This window comes from Saccharopolyspora rosea, assembly GCF_025643595.1.
Classification (GTDB): Bacteria; Actinomycetota; Actinomycetes; order Mycobacteriales; family Pseudonocardiaceae; genus Saccharopolyspora; species Saccharopolyspora rosea.
Genome location: NZ_CP102826.1, coordinates 2,674,089 through 2,700,850, shown reverse-complemented (window position 1 = coordinate 2,700,850; position 26,762 = coordinate 2,674,089). Strand labels below are relative to the sequence as shown.

Sequence of the window (26,762 nt, the reverse complement as noted above, 5' to 3'; positions counted from 1 at the left end):
CCGAATCGATGCCGGTCAGCGACCCGTCAACGGTCGCACCACCGACGCTAGGCGGCCACCGCGAGCGCGCGGAAGCAGAAAGTTCGCGTGGATCCACAAAAGACTTCGATGACCGCAGGTCAGGCGCGGGACCGACACCCGGTGGTCCACCAGGTGTCGGGCGTCGACGATCGCGCGGGTCCGGGCCGTCCGACGACGCGGGAACGACCGTCCACACAGGACGACCGGGTCAGTCGTGGCGCCCGACCGCCGCGTAGCAGTTGCTGTGCAGGGCGTCCTGCTCGGAGACCTCGTGCTCGGGACGCCACCGGGCGGCCGGGACGAGTCCCGGCTCGACGAGCTCGTAGCCCGGCAGCAGGGCGCGGATCTGCTCGGGAGTGCGGGCCACCTCCGGCGTCGCGGTCTCCGCGAGGATCCGCAGCGCTTCGGTCACCTGCTCCCAGGTTCAGGTCAGCGGGGAGATGTGGGTGACCGCTCCGTAGCTGCCCGACGCGGTCGCCCGCCGGTACCGCGCCATGAGGTCGGCGGCATCGGCGTCGTCGGTGAGGAACGGCAGGATGCCGACGGCCAGCACGGCGATCGGCCGGTCGAAGTCCAGCAGACCGGCCACCCCGGGCGCGTTCAGCACGACGTCCGGTTCGCGGATGTCGGCCTGCGTGATCGTCACCGGCGCCTCGGTGTCGGCCAGGATGCGCCGGGCGTGCGCCACGGCGATCGGCTCGAAGTCGACGTAGGCCACCCGCGCCCGCGGGTCGTGCAGGTGCGCGACCTCGTGCACGTTCCCCCGTGTCGGGATGCCCGAGCCCAGGTCCAGGAACTGGTCGATGCCGGCGTCCTGGACGAGGTAGCGCACCATGCGCATCAGCACCGCGCGGTTCTGCTGCATGTAGTAGGTCGCATCGGGCAGGATCGCGCGTCCCCGCTCCACCGCGTCGCGGTCGACCTGGAAGTTCGCGTTCCCGCCGAGGTGGTAGTCGTACATGCGCGCCGCGTTCGGCCGGGTGTGGTCGACGCCGGGGGTCGTGGTCTTCGGGACCTCGTCAGCCATGCGGCTCAGGATATGGTTTCCGCGCCCTCCGGGACAGGGTGCGCGCTCCGCGCCGCGGCGGGTTCGCCTGCGAGGCTGTCTTCGAACTTCTGGTGCGTGGCGGTGCCGGTGGCGGACCTCAGCGGCCGGCTCGTTCCGGGAGCCCCGACATCATGTAGCCCCGACCGCCACCACGCGATCCGTGGGCGGCGACCCGAATTCCACCGGTCGCACCTTGCCGTCGGACATGCGGGTTCCTACCATCACCGCGCATTGGTCCGCCACAGCGGTGACGGATATTCGCCACCCGGCAAGGGAGTTGCCGTGACCGGAACCCTCGGCGATCTGGACTTCACGGACTGCGACTTCGCTTTCGAGGACATCCCCGACCTGCACCGACTGCTCGCCGACCTGCGCGCCCGCAAGCCGTACGCGCTCGTCCCGCACGGCGGTCGCAAGGCCGTGCTGCTGCTCACCGAGGAGTTGGTGGCCGCGGCGTTCCGGGACGAGCGGACGTTCCCGGCCAACGCCATCTACCCGTACACCACCGGCGCGGTGCTCGGGCGCACGTTGCAGTGCATGACCGGGCGCGAGCACCGGGTGAACAAGGCGCTGGCGTCCCCGCCGTTCCGGCGGCTGGCCTCCGATGCGCTGGCCGCGTCGACGATCCGGCCGCTGGCGCACCGGCTCGTCGACGACTTCGCCGACCGCGGTCACGCCGACCTGGTCGCCGAGTTCGCCGCGCCGTTCCCGGTGCGGGTCATCTCCGCCCTGCTCGGCCTGCCCGAGTGGGACGTCGACGACATGGCGCGGTGGGCGCACGCCCTGTTCACCTTCCCGCTCGACCCGGACGGCGCGGTGCGGGCGTCCCGCGAGTTCACCGAACGCATCACCCCGGTGCTCGCCGAACGACGCGCCGCACCCGGCGACGACCTGGTCTCGGCGCTGGTCGCGCACGAGGTCGACGGTGAGCGGCTGACCGACGAGGAAGTGCTGGCGTTCCTGCGGCTGCTGTTCCCGGCGGGAGCGGACACCACGCACCTGGCCCTGGGCAGCATCCTGTCCGCCCTGCTGACCCACCCCGACCAGCTCGACCGGGTGCGCGCCGACGAGGCGGAGATCAGGTGGGCCGTCGCGGAAGGGCTGCGCTGGGAACCCCCGGTCGCGCTGCTGCCGCGCGTCTGCCCGGACGCGGTGACCTGGCAGGGCATCGACATCCCGGCGGGCACCACGATGATCTTCGCGATCACCGCCGCGAACCGAGACCCGGCGGTGTACCCCGAGCCGGACCGCTTCGACATCACCCGCCGCGTGCTGCCCTCGACCGCCTTCGGCGGCGGACCGCACTCGTGCCTGGGCGTCTGGCTCGCCCAGGCCGAACTGCGCACCGCGCTGTCCGTGCTGCTCGCACGCCTACCCGGCCTGCGCCTGCGCGAGGGCGCCGAACCCGCGGCGAAGGTCTCCAGCCAGATCGCCTCGGCGTTGCGCGGCCCCGACGCGCTGCACGTCGAGTGGGACGTGTGAGCGTTCTTCTCGGCAGCGCGGCGGTGTTCCGCCGCTCCGGGCGTCAGTGGTGGCCGTTCGTGGCGCCGCGCACCTCCGGCCACGGCGTTGGCTTTTCGCCGCCCTCGCGCCGAATCCGGCGCGGGCGCTGCTCGCACGATCGGCGCCCAGCTACCTTTCCAGCGCCGGGATCGTGCGAAAACCGGGATTTCCGGGGCAGGAACCGGGGTTGTCGACCGCCGACCGCATCCCGGGGCGCTGCGCCGATCAGCCGATGTCCGGAGATCGGCGTGGTCTGTATCCTTCCAGGCCGGGCGCGTCACGAAGGAGTTTCCCCACGGAAAGGAAACTGGCCAATGGTGTCCCGACGTGCGTTCTTGATCGGTTCAGGCGCGGTCGTTCTCGGTTCCGCGCTTCCGGCGGGGGCGGCGAACGCCGTCCCGGCGGTGCCCGAACCGGGTCCGTCCTGGCTCTCCGACGCGGTGTTGTACCAGATCTACCCGCAGAGCTTCGCCGACACCGACGCCGACGGCATCGGCGATCTCGCCGGCATCATCGAGCACCTGGACCACCTGTCCTGGCTCGGCGTCACCGCGGTGTGGCTGAACCCGATCTTCACCTCCCCGTTCACCGATGCCGGTTACGACGTCGCCGACTACCTGCGGGTCGCGCCCCGCTACGGCGACAACGACGACGTGGACCGCCTGGTGGAAGCCGCGCGGCGGCGCGGAATCCGGGTGTTGCTGGACCTCGTGGTCGGGCACACCTCCGATCAGCACCCGTGGTTCCTGCACTCCCGGCAGGATTCCGCCGACCGCCGCTACATCTGGGCCACGCCGGAGCAGCTGCCGCCCGGCGACCTCCCGGAGGGCTTCGTGCGGTCACCGGGACCGCGGCCCGGGGCGTTCCTGCGGAACTTCTACCCGACGCAACCGGCGTTGAACTTCGGCTACGCGCGGCCGAAGGACTCCGAGCCGTGGCGCGATCCGGTCGACGCCGAGGGGCCGCGCGCCAACCGGGCGGCGGTGCGGGAGATCATGGACCACTGGTTGCGCCGCGGGGTGTCCGGTTTCCGCTGCGACATGGCTTCCTCGCTGGTCAAGGACGATCCGGGTTTCACCGAGACCGGCAAGCTGTGGCAGGAGATGCGCCGCTGGCTGGACCGCACGCACCCCGACGCGGTGCTGATCTCCGAGTGGGGCGATCCGACCAAGTCGATCCCCGCCGGGTTCCACGCGGACTTCTTCTTCCAGTTCGGCGGTCCGGACGACGGCGCGCCGTGGAAGTCGCTGTACCGGGACGATCCGTACTTCAGCGATGACGGCGAGGGCACCGCGCGGGTGTTCGTCGACGCGTGGGAGAAGGCGAACAAGGAAGTCGGCGACCGCGGGTTCATCTCGCTGCCGACGGCCAACCACGACGACGCGTTGCGGCTCAACAACGGCAGGCGCAGCGTGGCGGAACTGCCGCCTGCCTTCGTCTTCCAGCTCACCTGGCCGACCCTGCCGGCGATCTACTACGGCGAGGAGATCGGCATGCGCCTGATCGAGGGCCTGCCGGACAAGGAGGGCAGCAACGGCCGCCAGCGCAACCGCACGCCGATGCAGTGGGACTACTCGGCCAACGCCGGGTTCTCCACCGCCCCGCCGGACCGGCTGTACTTCCCGATCGACCCCGATCCCCACCGCCCGACCGTGCAGGCGCAACGCCGGGACCCGGGTTCGCTGCTGAACCTGGTGCGCCGGTTGATCGCGTTGCGCAAGTCCCGCCCCGAGTTCGGCCCCCGCTCGCCGGTGCACGTCTTCGACACCGAGTACCCGCTGACCTACCTGCGCGGTGACCGCTACCTGGTCGTGGTGAACCCGCGTCGGGACGCGGCCGAGACCGCGGTGGACGACCCGCGGCTGCGCACCGCCCGCGCGGTCGAGAACCGGGGCACCACCATCGAGGGCTCCCGGGTGCGCGTGGACGGTTTCGGCTACGGGATCTTCGACCTGGCCGGGGTGTGAGGAGTCCGATGTGGACGCGGGATCCGGCTCCACCGGGGACCGGCCGGGTCCCGCAGCCCGTCCGCCCCGCGCCCCCGACGAACTCGCCCGGCGCGGCTGCCCGATCCGCTCACCGCGGCGGCGACGGCTGGGGAGCAGGCGTGAGCTGACTTACAGCGCCTCCCGACCCGGGCGGGCGTGTGCGAGACTCGGCGCGCACAACCAACACGTGCGCTCCGGGGCTCGGTGAAAGTCCGAACCGGCGGTGACAGTCCGCGACCCGGCCGAGGAATCGGCCGGTTGACCCGGTGGAATTCCGGGACCGACGGTGAAAGTCCGGATGGGAGGCGCGCACGAACCGCACCGCGACCGCTGCCGCGCGCGTCGCGGTGCCGCGTCGTCGCTCATGCCCCGGTGTGCCGCACCTCGCGAGCGAAAGGCACCGGAGATGACGAGCGCGACGGCCGAGCAGACCACCTCCACCCACCAGCTGCGGCTCGACCCCGTCGAGGACGCGCTGCGCGCGTTCGCCGCGGGCGCGATCGTCGTGGTGGTCGACGACGCCGACCGCGAGAACGAGGGCGATCTGATCTGCGCCGCCGGGACCGCCACCGCCGAGGACATCGCGTTCATCGTCCGCCACACCACCGGGATCGTGTGCGCCGCGATGGCCGGTGAGCTGCTCGACCGGCTCGACATCCCGTTGATGACCACCCGCAACCGGGACCGGATGAGCACCGCGTTCACCATCACCGTCGACGCCCGCGACGGCATCACCACCGGTGTGTCCGCCGCCGATCGGGCGCACACCCTGCGCCTGCTCGCCGACGCCGGGTCGCGGCCGGACGACTTCGTCCAGCCCGGGCACATCTTCCCGCTGCGGGCCCGCGACGGCGGCGTCCTGGAGCGCCGCGGCCACACCGAGGCGGCCGTGGACCTCGCCCGGTCGGCCGGTCTGGTGCCCGCCGGGGTGCTCGCCGAACTGGTCAACGACGACGGCACGATGATGCGCGGCGCGCAGCTGCGCGAGTTCGCCGATCGCCACGGTCTGGCCCTCATCTCCATCGAGGATCTGGCCGCGCACCGCCGCGGCTGATCGTCCACTGTGGCCGAAAGATGCCGGACCTGGTCGGACGTCGGCGGTCTGCCCTAGCGCGTGCTTTACAAGCGGCGTCAGCCGCCGTCCTGCCGCGTCGACTACCCGCCGGTGACCGGCGCCAGCCACACGGCGACGATCGCCTCGATCAGCCCCGTACCGGCGTCGTGCCAACTGGCGCGAGGCGTCGGAGTCCCTTCGGCGAGCGCGCGTTCGCGCTCCGCGCACATGTGCACCATGAGCTGGCGGGCCATGTCGCCGCGTTCGGCGCGCACGTCAGCCGGGAGGTCGGGCAGGCAGCGCCGCAACCCGTCGAGGATCTGGCGCAGCGACGGCGCGCCGAGGGATTTCTCGATCACCGCACCCAGATCGGCCTTGGTGCCGAAGTGGTAGCCGACCGCGGTGTTGTTGCCCTGCCCCGCGGCCTCGCTCACCTGCCGGTTGGACACCGCGAACACGCCTGCTCGGCGAACAGCCGCTCCGCCGCCACCAGGATCTGCTCCCGCGTCGCGCTGACGCGTTCGGCCCGCGCCGTCCTGCCGCCCATGGTCACCTCCCCGCGCGGCGGCCCCGCCACGCGCGGGAGTCCGCCCAGGCGGAAGCCTTGTCGTCTCCGCTCGCGCCAGGACGACTCCGGGCCCGCCCGCACCCGCGGGAGAATGACCGAATGGTCCGCTGTGGACGGGTTCGAAGCTCCGCGTGATGTTGAACTCGGCACATTTGGTTGTCCACTACAACCAAATGAGTAGGTTTCCCACCGACACGGTCCGATCACGTCCAGTGACCACGGAGGAACCATGCCCAGACATGACAACGACCGGTGGGACATCGTCAGCAGCGTCGGACTGACCGCGCTGATGGTCGCCGGAGGACGCGCCATCGAGTCCAAGCGCCCCGACGCGCTGATACGGGACCCGTTCGCCGATGCGCTCGTCTCCTCGACCGGCGGTGATCTCCCAGTGCCCACCCGGCTGCCCCACCCCGGCCGCGACGACGACGCCGAGTTCGAGGGGATCTGGTCGTTCACCGCGACCCACATGGGCGTGCGCACCCGGTTCTTCGACGACTTCTTCCGCCAGGCGTGGGAGGACGGCGTCTCGCAGGCGGTCGTCCTGGCTTCCGGGCTCGACGCGCGGGCCTGGCGGCTGGACTGGCCGGACGGGTTCGCGGTCTACGAGATCGACCAGCCGAAGGTCCTGGAGTACAAGGAGCAGGTGCTGGCCCGCGAGGGCGCGCACCCGCGCTGCGCGTGGCACGCGGTGCCGATCGACCTGCGCGAAGACTGGCCCGCCGCGCTGCAGCAGGCCGGGTTCGACCCGTCCCGCCCCACCGCGTGGCTGGCCGAGGGGCTGCTGCCCTACCTGCCCGACCACGCCGAGGAGCGGCTGTTCGCGGCGGTCCACTCGCTGTCCGCCCCGGGCAGCCGGGTCGCCGTGGAGCACATCCGCTCGATCTCGGCCTTGATGGACTCCAACCTGGAGCGCTACCAGGAGATCACCAAGCAGTTCGGGATCGAGATCGACGAGCTGGTCTACGACAACGACGGGCGCCCCGACCCGGACGCCCGGCTCGCCGAACTCGGCTGGCAGGCCGAGTGCTCGCTCGGCAGCGAACTCGCCGAGCGCTACGGCCGCCCGCTCGACGGCGCGCTCGGCGACATGCCCCGCCAGCAGCGCTACGTCACCGCGCGACTGCCGCGCTGAGAGGCTGTCGTCGAAGAGCCCGTCTTCGAACTCGTTTCGGGCAGCGGTGCCGGTGGCGGAACCGGCTCCGGGAGCCCGAGTCGGGTATGACCACGTGGCCACGCACTGACCGGCCACCCGGGGAGGCGCCGCCCGCGCCTCCCCGGGTCACCGCACTTCGGTGAGGCTGTGCACCAGCGGCGGGAGCGTGCGCATGACGTGGGTGCGCGCGGCCTGCTCGGGGTCGTCGGCGCCGGAGAGGATGGCCTCCTGCATCGCGGACTCGTACTGCTCGATGAGCATCCGGGTCAGCAGCAGCGAGTCGACCGCGAAGCGCAGCCCCACCGACTCCAGGGCGGAGTCCACCAGTTCGGCGAGCTGGCGCTGGAAGGCGCGCGTGGTCTCCAGGAACTTCGGCGCCACCGCGGGGTCGCGCATGGCCAGCAGCCGGAACTCGCTGTGCAGCAGGCACCACTGCTGCCCCGCCGGCTGGAACGCCAGGATGTCGGCGAGCGCCTCCTCGATCAGCTCCGGACCGGGTTTGCCCTCGACGCGACCGAACGGGGCGACGACGTCGGCGAACCGGGCGCGCAGGTCCTCCAGGCGCACGCGGTTCTCCCGCTCGGCGAGCGCCAGGAACAGCTCCTCCTTGCTGGCGAAGTTGGAGTAGAACGCGCCCCGGGTGAACCCGGCCTCGTCGGCGATCGCCTCGATGGACGTGCCGTTGATGCCGTGCCGGCAGAACTCCCGGTAGGCGGCGTCCATCAGCCGCTCGCGCGTCTTGGCCCGACGGGCCGTCTCGCGCCCGCCTTCGGACGCGCCTTCCGCGGTCGCCGCGGATCTCCTGCTCACCACGTTCCCTCCCTCGTGGGTCGCCGCCCCGGCGCCGACCGGACCCGGCCCTGGAAGGCACCCATCGTAAACGATACGATCTTGTATCGGATACACTCGCGTATCCGATACGGTGCTGTATCCACCATCAGGTGACAGCGACGTCTCCTCCTCCGACCGGCGACGGGAGTCTGGCGTGTCCTCCTTCCTCTACTCGCTCGGCCGCAGAGCGTTCGCGGCCCGCAAGACCGTCCTGGTGCTCTGGCTGCTCGTCCTGGCCGTCGCCGGAGGCGCGGCCGGTCTGCTGAACAAGGGCCTGGACAACACCGTCACCATCCCCGGCACCGAGGCGCAACAGGCTCTCGACCGGCTGTCGGTGACCTTCCCGCAGACCAGCGGGGCGTCCGCGCAGATCGTCGTGGTGACCCCGGGCGGCGTGCGCGAGCCCGAGGTGCGGCGCGAAGTGGAGCGGGCCGTCGACGAGCTCAAGAGCATGCCCCAGGCGTCCCAGATCGTCTCGCCCTACCAGGAGAACATCGGCGGCACGATCAGCCGGGACGGGCAGGCGGGCATCGTCGCGATCCAGCTGGACGGCGCCACCACCGCGATCGACCAGTCCACCAAGGACCGCATCGCCGACATCGCGCACCGCCTCCAGGAACGCCTGCCGGACGGGTCGCGGGCGTCCTACGGCGGTCCGCTGTTCGCCCAGAACTTCCCCGGCCTGAGCGTGGTCGAGGCGCTCGGCCTGGTGATCGCGGTCGTGGTGCTGATGATCACCCTGGGATCGTTCCTGGCGGCGGGGATGCCGCTGGTCAACGCGCTGCTCGGGGTCGGCGCGTCGATGGCGCTGATCTTCGTCGCGACCGCGCTGGGTCCGATCACCGCCACGACCCCGCTGCTGGCGTTGATGCTCGGCCTGGCCGTGGGCATCGACTACGCGTTGTTCATCGTCTCCCGCCACCAGCAGGAACTCGCCGACGGCGCCACCGCCCGCGAGGCCGCGGCGCGCGCGGTGGCCACCGCGGGCTCGGCGGTCATCTTCGCCGGGCTGACCGTGATGATCGCGCTGGTCGGGCTCGGCGTCGCCGGGATCCCGTTCCTGACCACCATGGGCGTGGCGGCCGCGGTGGCGGTGGCCATCGCCGTGCTGGTGTCCATCACGCTCGTCCCGGCCCTGCTGGGCTTCGCCGGGGAACGGCTGCGCCCGCGCGGGCGCGCCAAGCGGTCCCGCGCCCGGAGCCCGCTGGGCACCCGGTTCTTCTCCGGTTGGGTGCGCGCGGTGACCCGCGCTCCCGTGGTGACCGTGCTCGCCGTGGTCGCCGTGCTCGGTCTGGCCGCGGTCCCGGCGGCCGGGCTGCGGCTGGCGCTGCCCGACGCGGGCTCGCTGCCGGAGCAGGACCCGGCCCGCGCCACCTACGACCTGATCTCCGAGCACTTCCCGCAGGGCTTCAACGGGCCGCTCATCGTCACCGCCAACATCGTCACCAGCACCGACCCGCTCGGGCTGATGAACGACCTCAAGGGCGAGATCGAGCGGCTGCCCGGGGTGGCCGACGTTCCGCTGGCGACGCCGAACCCCACCGCCGACACCGGCATCGTGCAGGTCATCCCCGAAGGCGCTCCCGACTCGCAGCAGACCAAGCAGCTCGTCGACGAGATCCGCTCGCTGCGCGGGCACTTCCACGACACCTACGGCATCGACATCTCCGTCACCGGGTTCACCGCCGTGGGCATCGACGTCTCGGACAAGCTCGGTTCGGCGCTGCTGCCGTTCGGCGTGGTCGTCGTCGGGTTGTCGCTGGTCCTGCTGACGATGGTGTTCCGCTCGGTCGCGGTGCCGATCAAGGCGACGCTGGGCTACCTGCTCAGCATCGGAGCGTCGCTGGGCGTGGTCACCCTGGTGTTCCAGGACGGCTGGCTGGCCGGACTGTTCAACGTGGACCACACCGGTCCGATCATCAGCTTCATGCCGATCGTGCTGATGGGTGTCCTGTTCGGACTCGCCATGGACTACGAGGTGTTCCTGGTCTCGCGGATGCGCGAGGAGTACGTGCACACCCGCGACGCGCGCGGCGCGGTCACCCGCGGGTTCGTCTCCTCGGCGCGCGTCGTGACGGCCGCGGCGGTGATCATGTTCGCGGTGTTCGTCGCGTTCGTGCCGGAGGGCGACGCCAACATCAAGCCCATCGCGCTCGGACTCGCGGTCGGCGTGTTCGTCGACGCCTTCATCGTGCGCATGACGCTGGTGCCCGCCGTGCTGGCGCTGCTGGGCGACCGGGCGTGGTGGATGCCGCGCCGCCTGGACCGCGCGCTGCCGTCGTTCGACGTCGAGGGCGAGAACCTGCGCGACGAACTGGAACTCGCGAACTGGCCGCGTCCCGGCGGCGACGAGGCCATCGCCTGCGAAGGGCTGCGGCTGACCGACCCGTCCTCGGGCCTGCCGGTCTACCACGACGTCGGGTTCGCGGTGCCGCGCGGCGCAGCGCACGTGGTGCGCGACGCCGACGAGTCCGCCGTCACCGCCGTGCTGCTGACCCTGTCCGGACGGCTGAAACCGGACGGGGGCAAGGCGAAGGTGCTCGGCCGCGCCCTGCCCGCGCGGGCCGCGGCGGTGCGCTCCCGGGTCGCCTACGTCGACGTCGGGGACGGCGGCGCGGAACCGGTGCGGCGCGCGCTGCGCGAGGACCCGGCCGTGCTCGTCCTTGACCGCACCGACCGGGTGTCCGACCCCGCCGAGCGCCGGCGGATCCGCGAACTGCTCACCGGCACGCGGGCCACCGTGCTCGCCGGCACCACCGGCCTGGCCGAGGTGCGTGACGTCCTGCCCGCGACCGCGCCGGTCACCACCTGCGACCTGCGCGCGGACGCGACCGCCCAGCCCCGCTCGCTCTCCGGCGCGATCCACTAGAAAGCCGAGGTCATCGCTGTGCGCTCGTTGGTGAAACGCCGTCTCCCGCTGCTCACCCTGGTCGGCCTGCTGCTCGTGCCGCTGGCCGTCGCCGGCCTGCTCACCTGGTCGCTCGGCAAACCCGAGGACCGGTTGCAGCACGTGCGGGCCGCGATCGTGAACAACGACAAGCCCGTCGAGATCAACGGGCAGCTCACCCCGCTGGGCCGCCAGCTGTCGGCCAAGCTCGTCGGCGGCGGGATCAAGAGCAACTACGACTGGGAGTTCGCCACCCCGCAGACCGCGGCCGAGGGGCTGCGCGACGGCAGCTACGCGGCCGTCGTGACGATCCCCGAGAACTTCTCCGCCGCCGCCACCTCGTTCTCCGGGGACCCGGCCCAGGCGCGGCGCGCCACGATCGACGTCAGCACCGGCGACCGCAGCCGCTTCGCCGACGAGGCGATCAGCCGGGTCGTGACGGCCACCGCGGCGGACCTGCTCGGCAGGCAGCTCACCACGACCTACCTGGACAACGTCTACGTCGGGTTCAACACGCTCGGCGACAAGCTGGGCGACGCCGCCAAGGGGGCCGGTTCGCTGGCCGACGGCGCCCGGCAGCTCGCCGGCGGCACCGACAAGCTGTCCGGCGGCGCGGACCAGTTGGCGCACGGGGCGCGGTCGCTGGCCGACGGGCTCGGCGCGCTCGACGGCGGTGCCGAGCAGCTCGCCCAGGGCACCGGCGGGCTCTCCGACGGGCTCGCCGCGATGCGCGACCAGACCCGGCAGTTGCCGCAGCAGGCCGCCACCCTGGCCGACGTCTCGTCGAAGGAGGCGCAGGGCGTCCAGCAGCTCGACACCGGACTGCAGGGACTGGCGCAGAACCTCTCGGAGATGTCCAAGGAGTGCCCGCCCGGCGTGCTGCCGATGTGCAACAAGCTCGCGGTGCAGGCGGCGACGGCGAAGGCGCTCAGCGAGGGCGCCGGACAGGTGCGGCAGGCCAGCGAGGGCGTGTCCACCGGGGTGGGTGCGCTCGCCGGTCGCGGCGGCCAGTCCGGCGGCGGGCTGCCCGCGCTCTCCCGGGGCATCGACCAGCTCGCCGGTGGCGCCGCGCAGCTCGACGACGGTGCGGGCAAGCTCGCGGACGGGCTGGCGCGGACCCGGGGCGGTGCGGACCAGCTCGCCGGAGGTGCCGAGCAGCTCGCCGGCGGGGTGCGCGGGGTTTCCGACGGCGCCCGCAAGCTCGGTGACGGCTCCGGACAACTGTCCTCGGGATTGGACCAGGCGGTGCGGCAGCTGCCCAGCTACCCGGACGGCGACCGGGACAAGCTCGCGAACGCCGTCGCGAATCCGGTGACGACCGCGCAGGGCACCGAGCTCGGGTTCGGCGCGTCCGGCCCGTCGCTGTACGCGGTGTTCGCGTTGTGGGTCGGCGCCGTGGTGACGTTCCTGGTGCTGCGCCCGGTGCCGGCCCGCGCGTTGGAGTCGACCCGTTCGTCGCTGCGGCTCGCCGCGCGCCAGTTCGCGCTGCCCGCCGGGGTCGCCGTCGCGCAAGGGCTGCTGGTGACCGCGGTCCTCGGTCTCACCCAGGACCTCTCGGTCGGGCAGTGGTTCGGCTGCGCCGGGCTGCTGGTGCTCGCGGCCGTCGCGTTCACCGCGATCAACCAGGCGCTCGCGGCCCTGGGCGGGGTCGGCCGGTTCGCGGCGATGCTGGTGGGCCTGGTCGCGCTCGCCGACGGTTTCGTCACCGCGGTGCCCGGGGTGGTGCGCCAGGTGGCGTCGGTCCTGCCGACCGCACCGGGCCAGGACGCGTTGCGGGCGGCCGTCGAGGGATCGGCCCCGGGCGGCGGCACGATCGCGGCGCTGGTCGTCTGGGCGCTGAGCGGTCTGGTGGTCACCTTCCTGGCCGTCGAACGGTCGCGCACCGTCCGCGCCACCCGCCTGCTGCCGCGCCGCGCGGTGCGCCGCGGCCTCGGCACGGCCTGATCTCGTCCGCAGTGGACGGTCGTGCCGCGCCGATTCTCCCGCAGGCGCGGCACGACCCGGGTGGCGAGAACCGGACAACCCGGTTCTTCCGGACCGGTGCGGACCGTATGATCGCGGCACTCGTGACCGCCGCCGAACGGAGGCGACGCCGTGACCGCAGCCGGACAGCGACCGACCGCACGCGCGTCGAGGAGGCGTCGAGCGCTGTTGCCGGTGGTCGGCAGCGCCGCGCTCCTGCTCGTGGTCCCGCCGGGCACGGCGTGGGCCGACCCACCCCAGGCGCTTCCGGCGAGCGTCGCGGAACCGGACGGCAAGTGGCAGCCCGCGTTCGACTACGACGGGGACGGCTGCTACCCCACTCCCGCCATCGGCCCCGACGGGACGGTGGCCGAAGGGCTCGAACCCTCCGGCGCCCTGAACGGCAACTGCCACGACAAGTCCGATCTGGACAACACGAACTCCTACGCCCGCGCCAAGTGCGACCCGAGCGGCTGGTGCGCGTACCTCTACGACCTGTACTTCGAGAAGGACCAGGCCCTCGACGGCGTGCACGACGCCTTCGGGCACCGCCACGACATCGAGCACGTCGTCGTCTGGGTGCACGCCGACAAGGCCGAGTACGTCTCGACGTCCGCGCACGGCGGCTACTCCACGCGCCCGGCCTCCGAGGTCGCCTGGGAGGGCAGCCACGCCAAGGTCGTCTACCACAAGGACGGGGCCAGCACCCACGCGTTCCGGCTCGCCGCCGCCGACGAGCAGCCGGAGAACGACTACGGGACCTGGCAGTACCCGGACCTGGTCAGCTGGAACAACTTCCCCGACGGCATCCGCGACAAGCTGACCGGAACCGACTTCGGCTCGGCCAGCCTGGCGATCAAGGATGGCAGCTTCGAGGACAACCTGGCCAAGGCCAAGCCGGAGGACATCCCGTTCGACCCGCACGGCTGAATTCCTGTCTTCGAACTCGTTGTGGTGGCGGTGCCGGGAGCGGAACCTCAGAGCCTGTCTTCGAACTCCTTTTGCGTAGCGGTGCCGGTGGCGGAACCTCAGCGGCCGTCTCGACTGCGGAAGCCCCTCCTGATGTATGCCCATACACGGCGTCGGGGCTGTCCTCGCGAGACGACCGCTGAGAACCCGCGGCGGTGCCAGCGGCGAGACCACTCACCGAAAGAGAAAGCGGCTGGCGCCGCTTGCCACGCGGGTTCCGGGAGCAGGTTCAAAGACAGGCACTCAGCGGCCCGCCCGTCGCCCGACCACCGCCCCCCACGGAGGCGCTGACGCGCCGCAGCCACATCGGCTCCGGGAGCCCCGACTCATGTATGCCCAGATCCAGTCCACTTAGGACGTCGCTGCGGGCGGGCAGTCGGTGGCGAGGAACCTCGCGCGCGACGGCGGATGTCCGGCCGGGGTCACTCCGGCGCGCGGGGGAACCGGAGCGTCAGGGCGGCTCCGCCGGTGTGCTGGTTGCGCGCGGACACCGTTCCGCCGTGGCGCGCGGCGATCTCGCTGACCAGCGCGAGCCCCAGCCCGTAGCGCCGGGTTCCGCCGTCGTCGAGCCGGGCGGCGGACGCGAAGCGTTCGAAAACCCGCGGCAGCACCGCAGGATCGATGCCCGGACCGTCGTCGAGCACGTCGACCACCAGGTCGCGCCCGGACTCGGTGAGGTGGACGCGCACCCGGGTCCGCGCGTGCCGGATCGCGTTGTCCAGCACGGCGTTGACCGCGCGGCGCAGGCCCGCCTCCGAGCCCGCGACCACCGGTCGTCGGGCCTCGGAGCGGAACTCGACCTCGACGGCGCGGCGCTGCGCCGCCGCCCGCGCGGCCGTGGTCTCACCGTCGAGCAGGGCGTGGAGGTCCACCGGGGCGTCGACCGCGGCTGCCCGGGGATCGGCGGCCAGCAGCAGGTCCTCCAGGATTCCGGTGAGCCGGTCCGCATCCGCGACCAGACCCTCCACATCGGACCGCAGGGCGGCGTGGTCCACCTCCCGCGACAGGCGGCGGCGCAGCAGCTGCGCCCGGGTGCTCAGCAGCGTCAGCGGCGTGCGGAGTTCGTGCCCGGCGTCGGCGACGAACCGCTGCTGCAACGCCAACGCCTCGGACAGCGGCGTGACGGTGCGCCGCCCCCACCACGCTCCGACCAGCGCGGCGACCACGAGTCCGGCCACTCCGGCCAGCAGCAGGGCGCGCACGATGTGGGAGCGCTCGCGGTGCGCGTCGCGGAGGTCCAGCACCGCCTGCGCCACCTCGGCACCGCGCGGCTGCGTGCGCACCCGGTACTCGCGCCCGGCGACGGAGAGGTCGTCGGTGCGGGCGAGGTGGTCCCGGGCGGTGCGCCGCAGCGCGTCCTCGTCCGGCAGTCCGCGCGGCAGGCCCGGGGAAACCTGGCCCTGCCCGCTCCCGCGCAGCACGAGCCACACGCCGTGCGGCGGATCGGTCACGTCGTCCGCGCGGCCGATCGTGGTCTGCAACAGCTCGTCCTCCTGGCGGTGCTGCCCGTGCACCACCACCAGGATCGCCACCGCGGTCAGGACCGCGACCGTCACCGCGACGGCACCCGCGGTCTGCAACCCCAGCCGCAGCGAGGCGCGGCGGAGCATCCTCGCGTCCCCGGACAGCTTCGCGCCCCGGCTCATCCCCCGCGCCCCAGCTGGTAGCCGCGGCCGCGCACCGTGTCGATGATCCGCCTGCCGAGCTTGCGGCGGAGGTAGTGCACGTAGGTGTCCACGATCACGTCGCTCTCCGCGGTGTCGAAGACCAGCAGGAGCAGGTCCGACCTGGAGAACACGCGAGTCGGCCGGCTCGCCAGCAGGCCGAGCACCGCGCACTCGCGTTCGGACAACCGCACCGCCCGCTGCTCGCCGATGCGCGCCAGCCGCGCGTCCAGGTCGAGGACACCGCCGGGCAGCGGCACCGTCCGGGCGCTGTCCAGGTGCCGCCTGCGCAGCGCGCGGAGCCGGGCGAGCAGTTCGTCCAGATCGAACGGTTTGGGCAGGTAGTCCTCGGCGCCGGCGTCCAACCCGGCCACCCGGTCGGCCGGGTTGCCCAGGGCGGACAGCACCAGCGCCGGGGTCACCACGCCCTTGCTCCGGAGCCGGGTGAGCACGTCGAGCCCCTCGATCGCGGGCAGCCCCCGGTCGAGCACGAGCACGTCGTACCCGCGGGTCAGGCCGAGGTGCAGCGCGCGTTGACCGTCCGCGGCCGCGTCGAGCTCGTAGCCCTCGTCGGTGAGCACCTCGGCCAGCATCGCCGTCAGCTCGTGGTCGTCCTCCACCAGCAGCACCCGCGGCCGGGTCACGCCGTCCATGCCGCCATTGTGCGAGCACCCGGATCGGGCCTCGGCTCGGACCACCGGATTCCCAGCGCCTTCTCAGCGGGCGCGCGAGCCGCGTCCCACCCGGTCCCGGGCGGAACGGACATCCGGGCCCGAATCCCCGGGTTTCCCAGAATCCTCCAAGAAAGCTCCGCGACGCTGGTCGTGACCTCGCAGACCCCGACCGGAACGGAGCCAGGCGTGCCCGCGTTCGTTTTCGGACTCCCCTCGCACGTGCTCGTCGTGCACGCCGTCGTCGTGCTGGTGCCGCTGGCGGTGCTCGGCGCGCTCGTCGTGGCGCTGTGGCCGGCCGCGCGCCGCCGGTTCGGCTGGCTCGTGGTCGGCATCACCGCGGTGGCCACCGCGTGCATCCCGCTGGCCACGAACAGCGGCGAGCAACTGCGCGACCGCCTGGCCACCACCGACCTCATCCGCCAGCACGCCCACCTCGGCGATGAACTGCTGGTCTACGTCGCCGCCCTGCTCGTCCTGGTCGCCGCGCTCGTCGCGGTCGACCAGCGCCGCCGGAACCGGGCGACCGGCGACCTGGCGCCGAAGGTCGCCGTGGGCGCCCTCGCGGTGCTGGCCGTGGCGCTCGCCGCGGTCTCCGCGGTGCAGGTCGTGCGCATCGGCGATTCGGGAGCTCGGGCCGCGTGGGCGGACAAGCAGTACACCGCGCCGCACCCCGAACACCGGCCCACGGGGTGAGGTCGACGGTTCCGCCGGTCAGCGGCGGCTCAGCACGTTGATCACGCGGCCGTGTTCGCTTTCCGCGCGGTGGTGACCGTGGGTCAGTTCACACGGCCCGCGCCGCGTCCGCGAGTAGGTTCTTGAGAATGGACAACGGCGGCCCCAGCCGGACAGCGCTCATCACCGCGTACGCCCGCGCCTGTCACCAGGTCGCCGACCGACCGCGGATCTTCACCGACCCGCTGGCCGCACGTCTGCTCGGCGTCACCGCAGCGGAACTGGCGGAACTGGCCACGCTCACGACCGATCGCCTCGGTGCTGCGGTGAGCGATCGGCCCCGCCGCCTGTTCTTCGCCGCCCGTGCCCGCTTCGCCGAGGACGCCGCGACCGCGGCCATCGCCGCCGGCGTGCGGCAGGTCGTGATCCTCGGCGCTGGTCTGGACACCTTCGCCTATCGGAATCCGCTCCCGGACTTGCGCGTCTTCGAGGTCGACCACCCCGCCACCCAGACGTGGAAACGCGAGCGCCTTGCCACGTCCGGGATCGACTTCCCTGAGACGTCGACCTTCGTGCCGGTCGATTTCGAAACGCAGTCGCTGGCAGCTGGATTGGAATCCGCCGGATTCAAGCGGACGGACCCGGCCGTGTTCGTGTGGCTCGGCGTCGTCTTCTACCTGACCCCGGACGCCGCGCACGCCACCCTCGATTACATCGCTGGTCAAGCCGAACCGGTCGAAGTGATCGTCGACTACCTGCAGCCCGCGGCCACCGACGAGGACCGTGCGCACCAGAGGGCGCGTGCCGAGCGGCTGGCCGGCGCCGGCGAACCAGTGTTCAGCTACTTCACACCCGGCGACATCGCCGCACAGCTGCGAGCCCTCGGGTTCACCAGTGTCGAAGACCACTCGGCCCCGGATCTCATCGCCGGCTATCTCCACGGATCCGCCGGATTCGAAGGCGAACCACCCCGCGCACTGCGCGCGAGCCGCATACTGCGCGCGAACCGCTGAGAGCCCGGTCTTTGAACTCATTTTGGGTGGCGGTGCCGGGAGCGGAACCTCAGCGTCCCGCCCGTCGCCCGATCAGCGCCCCCAAGGAGGCGCTGGCGCGCCGCGGTCACATCGGCTCCGGGAGCCCCTCCTGATGTATGCCCAGGTCCGTGCCCTGGTCAGATCTGCGTGCCCGCGACCCGTAGCGCGCTTCGGAGCGCGTCCCACAACGCCGGGGCCGGGTCCCCGTCCGGTGCGTGGTCGGCGCAGTGTTCGACCGCGACGCGCAGCGCGGCGTTGAGCACCGCGGCCTCGACCTTCACCGCCAGGTCGTCGGGGCGGCGGCCGGAGCGTTCGGCGATGCTCGTGGCGAACACCGGTTCCGCGTCGTGGTGCGCCTGCAGCCACACCGCGCGGACCGCGGGCTCGGTGCGGGTCAGGCGCACCAGCGCCAGCATCGTGTCGACGTCGCCCGGCTCGGTGGCCAGCCGGTCGGGCAGTTCCCCGGCCGGGTCGGACAGGGCCTGCGCGATGGCCTCGATGCCCGCGGTGAGCAGCGGGCGGACGCAGTTCTCCTTGCCCGCGCCCGGGAAGTAGCGCCACAGCGTGCGGGTCGACACCCCGGCGGCCTCCGCGATCTGGTCGGCGGAGGTCGCGGCGACCCCGTTGGTGGTGAACAGGTGGACCGCCTCGCGCGCGATGTCCATGCGCGTCGCGTGCTTGCGGCGCTCGGTCAGCGGTGGACGTCCTACCCGCTTGCCCGGCATCGCGCCCCCTCCTGACCGGGATTGTTGTCCCACTGCGCAATTCTGTCGCAGTATGACAGAAATGCCGAGGACGTGGAGGCGAACATGAACGGGTTGGCAGGGCGCAGCGCGATCGTCACCGGCGCGGGTTCGGGGATCGGCCGGGCCACGGCGCTGCGGTTGGCCGCCGAGGGTGCGCGGGTGCTCATCGCGGACCTCGACGCCGAGGGCGCCGGGGCCGTGGAACGGGAGATCAAGGGCTCCGGCGGGGAGGCGACCAGCGTCGTCGGCGACCTCGGCGAGGCGGCGGTGGTGGAGGAGGTCGTCTCCACGGCGGTCGGCCGGTTCGGCAGGGTGGACGTGCTGGTCAACAACGCCGGGATCATGGACAGCTTCGCCGCGGTCGCCGACGTCACCGACGCCGAGTGGGAACGACTCCTGCGGATCAACCTGACCGCGCCGTTCCGGCTCACCCGCGCGGTCCTGCCGCACATGCTCGCCGCGGGCCGCGGCGCCATCGTCAACACCGCGTCCGAGGCGGCGCTGCGCGGCAGCGCGGCGGGCGCGGCCTACACGGCCGCCAAGCACGGCATCGTCGGGCTCACCAGGTCGCTGGCGGTCATGTACCGGGGCAAGGGGATCCGCGCCAACGCCATCGCACCCGGCGGCACCGCCACCGGCATCTCCGTCGACATCGACGCCGAGGCGCACGGGCCGAGCGTCGTCATGGGCTACGCCGCCAATATCGGCCGGGTGGCCGAAGCGGACGAACAGGCCGCTGCCATCGTGTTCCTCGCCTCCGACGCGGCCAGCAACATCAACGGCGCGATCCTGCCGGTCGACAACGGGTGGTCGGCGGTCTGAGGACCTGTCCAGGACAGCGTCGAAACCCGGGTCGCCGCTTCGGCCGCGGGGACGACTACAACCGAGTCGAGACCAGTCCGTCCACAACGGACGTTCGGAGCGGTCGGAACGTCCGCTTCGCCCCGGCCGGATCGGGTCGGTGATCCGGGCGACATCCCGCTGGACGGGTCGGGGTGCTCCGGGTCAGCGCCGGGCCGTGGCCGGTCGGCGGGAGGGCCGGGTGCGCGGGGCGCGGCGGAAGCGCATGGCGCGGTCGTCGACCCGCCCCAGCCGGATGGTCACCAGCTCGGCCAGGTAGTTCTGGCGCACCGCCCACGGCCACGCGCGTCCCTGCTTGGGCATCCGGTCCGCCGCCCGCAGGACGTAGTTGGACGACAGGTCCAGGATCGGGCGCCGCTCACCGGCGCCAGCGCGGCCGGCCACCGGCCGGCACTCGGCGTGGCCGTGGCGGTCCATGTGGTTGAGCAGCCGGCAGACGTACTGGGCGACGAGGTCGGCGCGCAGCGTCCAGGAGCTGTTGGTGTAGCCCACGCACCAGGCGAGGTTGGGCACGCCGTCGAACATCATGCCCTTGTAGGCCAGCGCGCGTCCCGGGTCGATCTCGGTGCCGTCCACGGTCAGCCCGATGCCGCCGAAGGCCAGCATCTCCAGGCCGGTCGCGGTCACCACGACGTCGGCGGGGATCTCCGCGCCGGAGGCGGTGCGCACCCCGTGCTCGGTGAACGACTCCGCCGCGTCGGTGACCACGCTGACCTCGCCGCGGTGCAACGCCCGGAACAGGTCGGCGTCCGGGACCACGCACAGCCGCTGGTCCCACGGGGCGTAGCGCGGCGTGAACGCCGGGTCCACCGGCACGGAGTCGGGCAGCTGCTCGGCGACGCGGTCGCGCAGGACCCGCGCCATCATCCGGGGGAACCGGCGGCACAGCTGGTAGTTGATGGTGGACAGCGCGATGCTGCGGCCCCGGATCAGCCGGTAGGCGAGCTCGGTGGGCAGTCTCCGGCGCAGCCGGGCGGCGACGGGGTTCCGCGACGGCAGCGAGAGGACGTAGCCGGGAGACCGCTGCACCATCGTGACGTGCTCGGCCTCCTCGGCCATCGCGGGCACGAGCGTCATCGCGGTCGCGCCGCTGCCGATCACCACGACGCGGTGGCCGGTGTGGTCGAGGTCGGCGGGCCAGTGCTGCGGGTGCACCACCCGGCCCCGGAAGTCCTCCCGCCCCGGGAAGTCCACCGAATGACCCCGGTCGTAGCGGTAGTAACCGGTGCACAGGAACAGGAACGAGCAGGTGTACGTGCGCACTTCGCGGTCCTCGCCGACCTCGACGCGCACCGTCCACGCGGCGTCCTCCGACGACCACGACGCGGCGACGACCCGGTGCCGGAACCGGATGCGGCGCTCGATCCCGTGCTCGCGGGCGGTGTCGCGGACGTACTGGCGGATCGAGGCCCCGTCGGCGATGGACTTCTCCCCCGTCCACGGGCGGAACGGGTAGCCGAGGGTGTTCATGTCCGAGTCCGACCGGATTCCCGGGTAGCGGAACAGGTCCCAGGTGCCGCCGATCGCGTCGCGGGCCTCGAACACGGCGTACGTCCGGCGCGGCGACCGGGTCTGCAGCCGGTAGGCGGCGCCGACGCCGGACAGGCCCGCACCGACGACGATGACGTCCAGGTGAGGTGTGGTCATGTTCGCCGCTCCGAAGTGGACGCTGGAATTCGCCTGCACCGGCGGGAAGTTCCTCGCCGAGCCCTTCCTGCCTGCTCGCTGCTATTATCCGAGCAATAACTCGCGTTCGCCAACTCGCGTTTCTGCCTGCCCACTCGGGTGCGCCACTCGCGTTCCGCCAGGTAGGAGGAGGATCGGACGTGCCCGTCGACCGCCCGCGGCGCATCGGACCGGCGTACACCCCCGGGCGGCGCCGCGTGCCCAGGCAGGCCCGCAGCCGCGAGCTCGTCGCGCGCATCCAACGCGCCGCGGGCGAGCTGTTCGCCGAGCGCGGCTACGCCGGGACCAACACCAACCTCGTCGCCGAGCGCGCGGGCGTGTCGGTCGGCTCGCTGTACCAGTTCTTCGCGAGCAAGGACGAGATCCTGGCCGCTCTCCAGGAGGAGTGGACGGTGCGCCTGGGCGAGGCGCTGGACGAACGCCTGCGCACCATGCGTTCTCCGGTCGAGACGATCGAGCACGTCCTCGACGTGCACGCGGCGTTCAACCGGGAACCGCCCGGGCTGCTCGGTTTCCTGCTGACCGCGCCGATCACCACTCCCTCGACGGCGACCGTGGTGGAGGCCATCGAACGCCGCCTGGTGGAGAACCTCGAAGTGCTCGCCCCGAGCATGAGCGACGAACGCCGCGCCGTGGTCGCCTCGATGCTCGTGCACATCAGCAACGGCCTCTACACGGTGGGGCACGGCGAAGGCGCCACCAACGCCGTGATCCGCGCGGAGGTCGAGCAGGCGCTGCTCGCCTACATCGAGCCGCTGATCGAGGGCGACGGGCACTGACGGACTGAACACGTTGCCGCACAACGGGATCCGTCGGACCGCGTTCCGGTGGAGTGATCAAGGACGTCAGGCGGTGGGCGGAAATTCCGTCCCGATCCGGTGAACCAGGCGCCGGAGCGCGCTGCGGCGCTGTGCGCGGCAGATCCACCGTGCTACCCAGTGACGGGCGTCGGCGCCGTGCGGTGCACCGGACCTTCGACGCCCGTTCTTCCTTCTGCCGTACCACGATGGAGTTCTCGATGGATCTGAGCATGTCCCGGGACGAGCGCGAGAAGTTCCTCGCCGAGGTGCGGGTCGGCGTGCTGGCGGTTCCCGACGACCGCCCCGGCCTGGCACCGCTGCAGCTCCCGATCTGGTACGACTACCGGCCCGGCGGTCAGGTGGTCCTGCTCACCGACCGCGGCTCGCGCAAGGCGGAACTGCTCCGCGGGAGCGGGCGGATGAGCTTCTGCGTCCAGGACGAGAACGCGCCGTACCGGTACGTCAGCGTCGAGGGACCGGTCACCGTCGAGGACCGGGTCGACCACGACGAGTGGGAGGCGTTGGCGCACCGCTACCTCCCGCCCGAGGAGGCCGCGTCCTACCTGGCGGCCAACCGGCACCAGCTCGACGACTACGCGACCTTCCGGATGCGTCCCGAGCACTGGCGGACCGCCGACTTCGCGGCTTTCGCGGCCACGTTCAACTGACGGGTGCACGACCGCGCGAGGAGTACCGGCATGTCCACGAGAACCGCTCCCAACCGCCATCCCCGCGCCTCCGGGCCCACCACCCCGTACCCGCGCGAGGCGTGCCTGCACCAGCTCTTCGACGCGCAGGCGCTGCGGGCTCCGGAGGCCGTCGCCGCACTCCACCGCGGGAACGCCCTGAGCTACGCCGAGCTGCGCGCCCGCTCGGACGTCCTGGCCGCCCGGCTGCGCGGCACCGGTGTGCGCCGCGGTGAACCGGTCGGCGTCTGCGGCGGGAGATCGCTCGACGCCCTGGTGGCATTCCTGGGAATCCTCAAGGCGGGCGCCGCCTACGTACCGCTGGACGACGCGCTCCCGCCCGCCCGGTTGCAGGCGATGTGCGACGACGCGGGGGTCCGGACGGCGGTCGTCCTGCCCGGCAGCCCGTGCCGCCTGCGCCGGTTGCGGACCCGGGTGGACTTCGGTCCGGCGGCAGGACCCGAGCACCACGCGGAGGCGGATCCGCCCGCGGCCACCGACTGCGCCTACGTCATGTTCACGTCGGGGTCGACGGGACGTCCGAAGCCGGTGGCGATCCCGCACCGCGGCGTGGTCCGGCTCGCCCACGCGGACGTGGGCGGTTCCCGTCCCGCGCACCGCGACCGGGTGCTGCACGGGTACGGGCTGTCCTCGGACGCGTCGTCCATCGAGATCTGGTCGGCGCTGCTCAACGGGGCGTGCCTGGTCCTGGTCGACCGGGACGAACTGCTGTCCCCGGTGGCGCTGGGCGCCCGGATCCGCGCGGACCGGATCACCGTCGCCTACCTCACCACGAGCGTGTTCCACCACGTCGCGCGCACCGCCCCGGAGGCGCTGCGCGACCTGCGGTTCGGCTCCGCCGGCGGCGAGGCGATGGACCCGCACCTGGCGCGCGCGGTGCTCGACGCCTGCCCGCGCACGACCGTGGTCAACTTCTACGGCCCCACCGAGAACACCGTGGTGTCCACCGGCCACGTGGTGCGCCCGCTCGCCGAGGACGCCGCGACCGTTCCGATCGGCAGGCCGATCCAGAACTCCTCGTGCCACGTGTTCCGCCCCGACGGCACCCCGGCGGACGTCGGCGAGGAGGGCGAGCTGTTCGTCGGCGGCGACGGTCTGGCGCTGGGCTACCTCGGCGACCGCGGGCTCACCGAGGAGCGGTTCGTGGCGAACCCGGGCTGCCCCGGGGCGCGGCTCTACCGGACCGGGGACCGGGCGATGTGGCGCGGCGACGGGACCCTGCAGTACTGCGGCCGCGCCGACCGGCAGGTCAAGGTCCGGGGTCACCGGGTGGAACTCGACGAGGTCGAGGCGAGGCTGCGGGCGCACCCCGCCGTCGGCGAGGCGGTCGTCGAACTCGACCGCGGGAGCCTGGTCGGGTTCGTCACCCCGGCCGACGGCGGCGCGGGCGTCCCGGTCGAAGAGGTGCGCGCGGAGCTGGCCCGGTGGCTGCCGAGCGCGGTCGTCCCGTCCCGCATCGTGGCGCTCGCCGAGTTCCCGGTGACACCGGCGGGCAAGGTGGACCGCGCGCGCTTGCGGGCCGCGGACGACGGCCCGGTTCCGACCCAGCGCGGCGTTTCCGGCGTGCGGGACAGCCTCGCCGAGGTCTGGTACTCGACGTTGCGGGTGCGCCCGGCCGGGACCGACGACTTCTTCGCGATCGGCGGGGATTCGCTGACCGCGGCCGAGGTCGTCAACCGCACGCTGGCGGTGCTCGGCGTGGACGCCCGGTACGGCACTCCGCTGATCCGCGGTCTGCTGGACAACCCGACCTTCGACGGGTACGTCGAAGCCGTGCGCGAGGTGCGCGGTGGTTCGGTCGGTGGAGCCGACACCGCGCCGCCGGATTTCGCCGCCGAGTCGCGGCTCGGTTTCTCGCTGCCCCCGGCGCGGCGGGACCGGCCGCCGCGGTGGGACCGGCCCGGGCACGTGGTGCTGACCGGCGCCACCGGGTTCGTCGGGGCGTTCCTGCTGGACCGGTTGCTGCGCACCACCGAGGCGGTGGTGCACTGCCCGGTCCGCGCCCAGGACGCCGGCCACGCCCGGCGGCGGATCGCGGCGGCGCTCGACCGCTACCGGCTGAGCCCGCCGGACGTGGCCGAGCGGGTGGCGTGCCTGCCCGCCGACCTCACCGCGCCCCGCCTCGGCCTCGACGAGCGCACCGCCGACCGGATCGCGGCCGAGGCGGACCTGGTGCTGCACTCCGGCGCCCAGGTCAACTTCGTCTACCCGTACCGCGCGCTGCGAGCGGCCAATGTGGACGGTACGCGGTCGGTCGTCCGGTTGGCCGCGCCGCGGCGGGTTCCGGTGCACTTCCTGTCCACCATCGCGGTCGTCGCCGGATTCGGGACCGCGGGGGTGCGCCGCGTCGCCGAGGACACTCCGCTGGACCACGCCGACCGGCTCACGCTCGGCTACGCCGAGAGCAAGTGGGTGGCCGAGAAGGTGCTCCAGGAGGCGGCCGAGGAGGGGCTGCCGGTGGCGATCCACCGGCCGTACGAGATCACCGGTGACCAGCGCAGTGGCGTGTGCAACACCGAGACCGCGATCTGCTCGCTGTTCAAGACGGTCGCCGACACCGGTCTGGCGCCGGACATCCCGTTGCCGATGGACTTCGTGCCGGTCGACTACGTGGCCGAGGCGGTGCTGCGGGTGGCCACCGGACGGCCGGCCACCCGGCGCGTCTACCACCTGACCAATCCCCGCCCCGCCCGGTTCGCCGACGTGCTCCGGCGGATGCGCGCGGCCGGGTGCGAGATCGAGACCGCGCCCTACGACGAGTGGGTCGGCGAGCTGGTCCGGTACGTGGCGCGGAACCCGACGGCCGCCACGGCGCCGTTCGTGTCGCTGTGCGTGGATCGCGGGCGCCGGTCGGACATCTCGGTGAAGGAGATGTACTTCGAGGGCACGTTCCCGGAACTCGGACGGGACAACGTGGACCGCGATCTCGCCGACCTGCCGTGCCCGCCGGTCGACGACGCGCTGCTGGACCGCTACCTGGAGCACTTCTTCGACTCCGGCTACATCGAACGGCCGCGGCGCGCGGCGGACGCCGCGGGTTGATCAGCGCGCCGCCGATTCGAGCAGGGCGTCCCGGGCCGGCGAGGTCGTGTGCTCCGGCCACAGCGCCCGCAGCGGGACGTGCACGGCGGGGTCGAGTTCGCAGACCACGACGCGGCCGTCCGCTGCGGGCCCCGGCGCGGACGTGACCAGCGCGACGTGCTCGGTGCCGATCACGGCCGTCACCGGCGGTGTTCCCTGCACGGGGTTGCGTTCGAACCGGGGTTCGATCCCGGCGTCCCGGCACAGGCCCAGCAGGAGGTCGGTGTAGCCGGAGCGCCCCGGCACACCCCACACCACGAGGCATTCATCGGCCAGATCGGCGAACCCCACGGTGCCGCGTTCGGCCAGGCGGTGCGTGCTGCTGACGGCCACCCGCAGGCGGTGGTGGCACACCGTCGTGCTGTTCAAACCGGCCGGCGGGGTCATGGCTCGGCACAGCCCGAGATCGAGTTCGCCGTTGCCCAGGCCCGCGCGCAGCGCGTCGGGGAAGAACTGGCGGACGTCGCAGCGCAGATCCGGATGTTCGGCGCGCACGCGGGCGAGGAGTGCGGTGACCTCCTCGCCCGTCACCGCCGGGGTGTGACCGATGCGCACCGTCTCGGCGCCGTCGCGGCCGATGCTGCGGGTGCGGTGCAGCGCCGCGTTCGCCAGTCCGCGCAGCACTCGCGCGTCCGCGACGAGGGCTTCGCCCGCGGGCAGCAGGCGCACCCGGCCTCCGCTGCGGTCCACCAGTTGCACCCCGACCTCGCGTTCGAGGCCGCGGATCGAGGTGCTCAGCGCCTGTTGGGTCAGGTGCACCCGCCGCGCGGCGCGGGTGAAGCTGCGTTCCTCCGCGAGCGCGATCAGCTGTTCCAGCACGCGCAGGTCGAGACCCATGTGTCCCCCCGTT

19 protein-coding genes, 2 pseudogenes and 1 riboswitch are annotated in these 26,762 nt (G+C 72.7%); of the genes and pseudogenes, 13 read left to right on the top strand and 8 right to left on the bottom strand.

Going from position 1 to position 26,762, the window contains the following annotated elements; translation table 11 throughout:
- Positions 1-229 precede the first annotated feature (229 nt).
- Positions 230-1,048 (bottom strand): annotated as a pseudogene (locus NV263_RS12525) (SAM-dependent methyltransferase).
- A 303-nt stretch (positions 1,049-1,351) separates the two neighbouring features.
- On the opposite strand from NV263_RS12525, the gene NV263_RS12520 reads away from it, so the two are divergent.
- The 3 genes from NV263_RS12520 to ribB all read left to right on the top strand — a co-directional run bounded on the left by NV263_RS12520 (position 1,352) and on the right by ribB (position 5,614).
- Positions 1,352-2,551 (top strand): cytochrome P450, encoded by a 1,200-nt coding sequence (locus NV263_RS12520; RefSeq protein WP_263253211.1) that lies wholly within the window; start codon positions 1,352-1,354, stop codon positions 2,549-2,551.
- 425 nt (positions 2,552-2,976) lie between these two features.
- Entirely contained in the window at positions 2,977-4,539 is a 1,563-nt protein-coding gene (locus NV263_RS12515) for an alpha-amylase family glycosyl hydrolase (RefSeq protein ID WP_263253209.1), read from the top strand.
- A 207-nt stretch (positions 4,540-4,746) separates the two neighbouring features.
- A riboswitch (FMN riboswitch) is annotated at positions 4,747-4,874 on the top strand.
- A gap of 92 nt (positions 4,875-4,966) precedes the next feature.
- Complete coding sequence (ribB, locus tag NV263_RS12510; RefSeq protein WP_263253208.1) at positions 4,967-5,614, top strand: 3,4-dihydroxy-2-butanone-4-phosphate synthase; 648 nt, start codon at positions 4,967-4,969, stop codon at positions 5,612-5,614.
- Positions 5,615-5,715: 101 nt separating this feature from the next.
- Here the strand turns inward: ribB and NV263_RS12505 are convergent.
- Positions 5,716-6,161, bottom strand: a pseudogene (locus NV263_RS12505) (TetR/AcrR family transcriptional regulator).
- A 250-nt stretch (positions 6,162-6,411) separates the two neighbouring features.
- Between NV263_RS12505 and NV263_RS12500 the strand changes: the two are divergent.
- On the top strand, positions 6,412-7,317 hold the full coding sequence (locus NV263_RS12500; protein ID WP_263253207.1) for a class I SAM-dependent methyltransferase: 906 nt from the start codon (positions 6,412-6,414) through the stop codon (positions 7,315-7,317).
- Positions 7,318-7,464: 147 nt separating this feature from the next.
- Here the strand turns inward: NV263_RS12500 and NV263_RS12495 are convergent, their stop codons facing one another.
- Positions 7,465-8,148, bottom strand: coding sequence for a TetR/AcrR family transcriptional regulator (locus NV263_RS12495; protein ID WP_263253205.1), 684 nt, complete (start codon positions 8,146-8,148; stop codon positions 7,465-7,467).
- Positions 8,149-8,323: 175 nt separating this feature from the next.
- On the opposite strand from NV263_RS12495, the gene NV263_RS12490 reads away from it, so the two are divergent.
- The 3 genes from NV263_RS12490 to NV263_RS12480 all read left to right on the top strand — a co-directional run bounded on the left by NV263_RS12490 (position 8,324) and on the right by NV263_RS12480 (position 13,948).
- Positions 8,324-11,038: an MMPL family transporter gene (locus NV263_RS12490; RefSeq protein ID WP_263253204.1), complete on the top strand. Its 2,715-nt coding sequence runs from the start codon at positions 8,324-8,326 to the stop codon at positions 11,036-11,038.
- Between the two features lie 30 nt (positions 11,039-11,068).
- Positions 11,069-13,000 (top strand): YhgE/Pip domain-containing protein, encoded by a 1,932-nt coding sequence (locus NV263_RS12485; RefSeq protein ID WP_263253203.1) that lies wholly within the window; start codon positions 11,069-11,071, stop codon positions 12,998-13,000.
- 150 nt (positions 13,001-13,150) lie between these two features.
- Positions 13,151-13,948: an NPP1 family protein gene (locus tag NV263_RS12480; protein ID WP_397545624.1), complete on the top strand. Its 798-nt coding sequence runs from the start codon at positions 13,151-13,153 to the stop codon at positions 13,946-13,948.
- A 461-nt stretch (positions 13,949-14,409) separates the two neighbouring features.
- Here the strand turns inward: NV263_RS12480 and NV263_RS12475 are convergent, their stop codons facing one another.
- Positions 14,410-15,633 (bottom strand): sensor histidine kinase, encoded by a 1,224-nt coding sequence (locus tag NV263_RS12475; RefSeq protein ID WP_263253202.1) that lies wholly within the window; start codon positions 15,631-15,633, stop codon positions 14,410-14,412.
- Positions 15,630-16,304, bottom strand: coding sequence for a response regulator transcription factor (locus tag NV263_RS12470; protein ID WP_263253200.1), 675 nt, complete (start codon positions 16,302-16,304; stop codon positions 15,630-15,632). The genes NV263_RS12475 and NV263_RS12470 overlap by 4 nt, the downstream gene beginning before the upstream one ends.
- 207 nt (positions 16,305-16,511) lie before the next feature.
- Here NV263_RS12470 and NV263_RS12465 point away from each other — a divergent pair, with 207 nt between their 5' ends.
- Both NV263_RS12465 and NV263_RS12460 read left to right on the top strand, forming a co-directional pair.
- Complete coding sequence (locus NV263_RS12465; RefSeq protein ID WP_263253199.1) at positions 16,512-17,018, top strand: DUF2231 domain-containing protein; 507 nt, start codon at positions 16,512-16,514, stop codon at positions 17,016-17,018.
- 128 nt (positions 17,019-17,146) lie between these two features.
- Complete coding sequence (locus NV263_RS12460) at positions 17,147-18,010, top strand: class I SAM-dependent methyltransferase (RefSeq protein WP_263253197.1); 864 nt, start codon at positions 17,147-17,149, stop codon at positions 18,008-18,010.
- Between the two features lie 158 nt (positions 18,011-18,168).
- Here NV263_RS12460 and NV263_RS12455 read toward each other — a convergent pair whose 3' ends face one another.
- On the bottom strand, positions 18,169-18,756 hold the full coding sequence (locus tag NV263_RS12455) for a TetR/AcrR family transcriptional regulator (protein WP_263253196.1): 588 nt from the start codon (positions 18,754-18,756) through the stop codon (positions 18,169-18,171).
- An 84-nt stretch (positions 18,757-18,840) separates the two neighbouring features.
- Between NV263_RS12455 and NV263_RS12450 the strand changes: the two genes are divergently transcribed.
- Positions 18,841-19,599, top strand: a complete 759-nt coding sequence (locus tag NV263_RS12450; RefSeq protein ID WP_263253195.1) for an SDR family NAD(P)-dependent oxidoreductase — start codon at positions 18,841-18,843, stop codon at positions 19,597-19,599.
- 183 nt (positions 19,600-19,782) lie between these two features.
- On the opposite strand, the gene NV263_RS12445 is transcribed toward NV263_RS12450, so the two are convergent.
- On the bottom strand, positions 19,783-21,285 hold the full coding sequence (locus NV263_RS12445) for a flavin-containing monooxygenase (RefSeq protein ID WP_263253194.1): 1,503 nt from the start codon (positions 21,283-21,285) through the stop codon (positions 19,783-19,785).
- Between the two features lie 179 nt (positions 21,286-21,464).
- Here NV263_RS12445 and NV263_RS12440 point away from each other — a divergent pair, with 179 nt between their 5' ends.
- The 3 genes from NV263_RS12440 (at position 21,465) to NV263_RS12430 (ending at position 25,873) form a co-directional block, all read left to right on the top strand.
- Complete coding sequence (locus NV263_RS12440; protein WP_263253192.1) at positions 21,465-22,103, top strand: TetR/AcrR family transcriptional regulator; 639 nt, start codon at positions 21,465-21,467, stop codon at positions 22,101-22,103.
- Positions 22,104-22,342: 239 nt separating this feature from the next.
- Positions 22,343-22,792 (top strand): pyridoxamine 5'-phosphate oxidase family protein, encoded by a 450-nt coding sequence (locus NV263_RS12435; protein WP_263253191.1) that lies wholly within the window; start codon positions 22,343-22,345, stop codon positions 22,790-22,792.
- Between the two features lie 30 nt (positions 22,793-22,822).
- Positions 22,823-25,873, top strand: coding sequence for an amino acid adenylation domain-containing protein (locus tag NV263_RS12430; RefSeq protein ID WP_263253188.1), 3,051 nt, complete (start codon positions 22,823-22,825; stop codon positions 25,871-25,873).
- On the opposite strand, the gene NV263_RS12425 is transcribed toward NV263_RS12430, so the two are convergent.
- Entirely contained in the window at positions 25,874-26,749 is an 876-nt protein-coding gene (locus NV263_RS12425) for a LysR family transcriptional regulator (RefSeq protein ID WP_263253187.1), read from the bottom strand.
- Positions 26,750-26,762 lie beyond the last annotated feature (13 nt).

Bases quoted from the DNA above. Each gene is read 5' to 3' on its own strand.
- ribB (WP_263253208.1), top strand. From the start codon at position 4,967: ATGACGAGCGCGACGGCCGAGCAGACCACCTCCACCCACCAGCTGCGG.
- NV263_RS12500 (WP_263253207.1), top strand. From the start codon at position 6,412: ATGCCCAGACATGACAACGACCGGTGGGACATCGTCAGCAGCGTCGGA.
- NV263_RS12475 (WP_263253202.1), bottom strand. From the start codon at position 15,633: ATGAGCCGGGGCGCGAAGCTGTCCGGGGACGCGAGGATGCTCCGCCGC.
- NV263_RS12470 (WP_263253200.1), bottom strand. From the start codon at position 16,304: ATGGACGGCGTGACCCGGCCGCGGGTGCTGCTGGTGGAGGACGACCAC.
- NV263_RS12460 (WP_263253197.1), top strand. From the start codon at position 17,147: ATGGACAACGGCGGCCCCAGCCGGACAGCGCTCATCACCGCGTACGCC.
- NV263_RS12455 (WP_263253196.1), bottom strand. From the start codon at position 18,756: ATGCCGGGCAAGCGGGTAGGACGTCCACCGCTGACCGAGCGCCGCAAG.
- NV263_RS12450 (WP_263253195.1), top strand. From the start codon at position 18,841: ATGAACGGGTTGGCAGGGCGCAGCGCGATCGTCACCGGCGCGGGTTCG.
- NV263_RS12445 (WP_263253194.1), bottom strand. From the start codon at position 21,285: ATGACCACACCTCACCTGGACGTCATCGTCGTCGGTGCGGGCCTGTCC.
- NV263_RS12435 (WP_263253191.1), top strand. From the start codon at position 22,343: ATGGATCTGAGCATGTCCCGGGACGAGCGCGAGAAGTTCCTCGCCGAG.
- NV263_RS12430 (WP_263253188.1), top strand. From the start codon at position 22,823: ATGTCCACGAGAACCGCTCCCAACCGCCATCCCCGCGCCTCCGGGCCC.
- NV263_RS12425 (WP_263253187.1), bottom strand. From the start codon at position 26,749: ATGGGTCTCGACCTGCGCGTGCTGGAACAGCTGATCGCGCTCGCGGAG.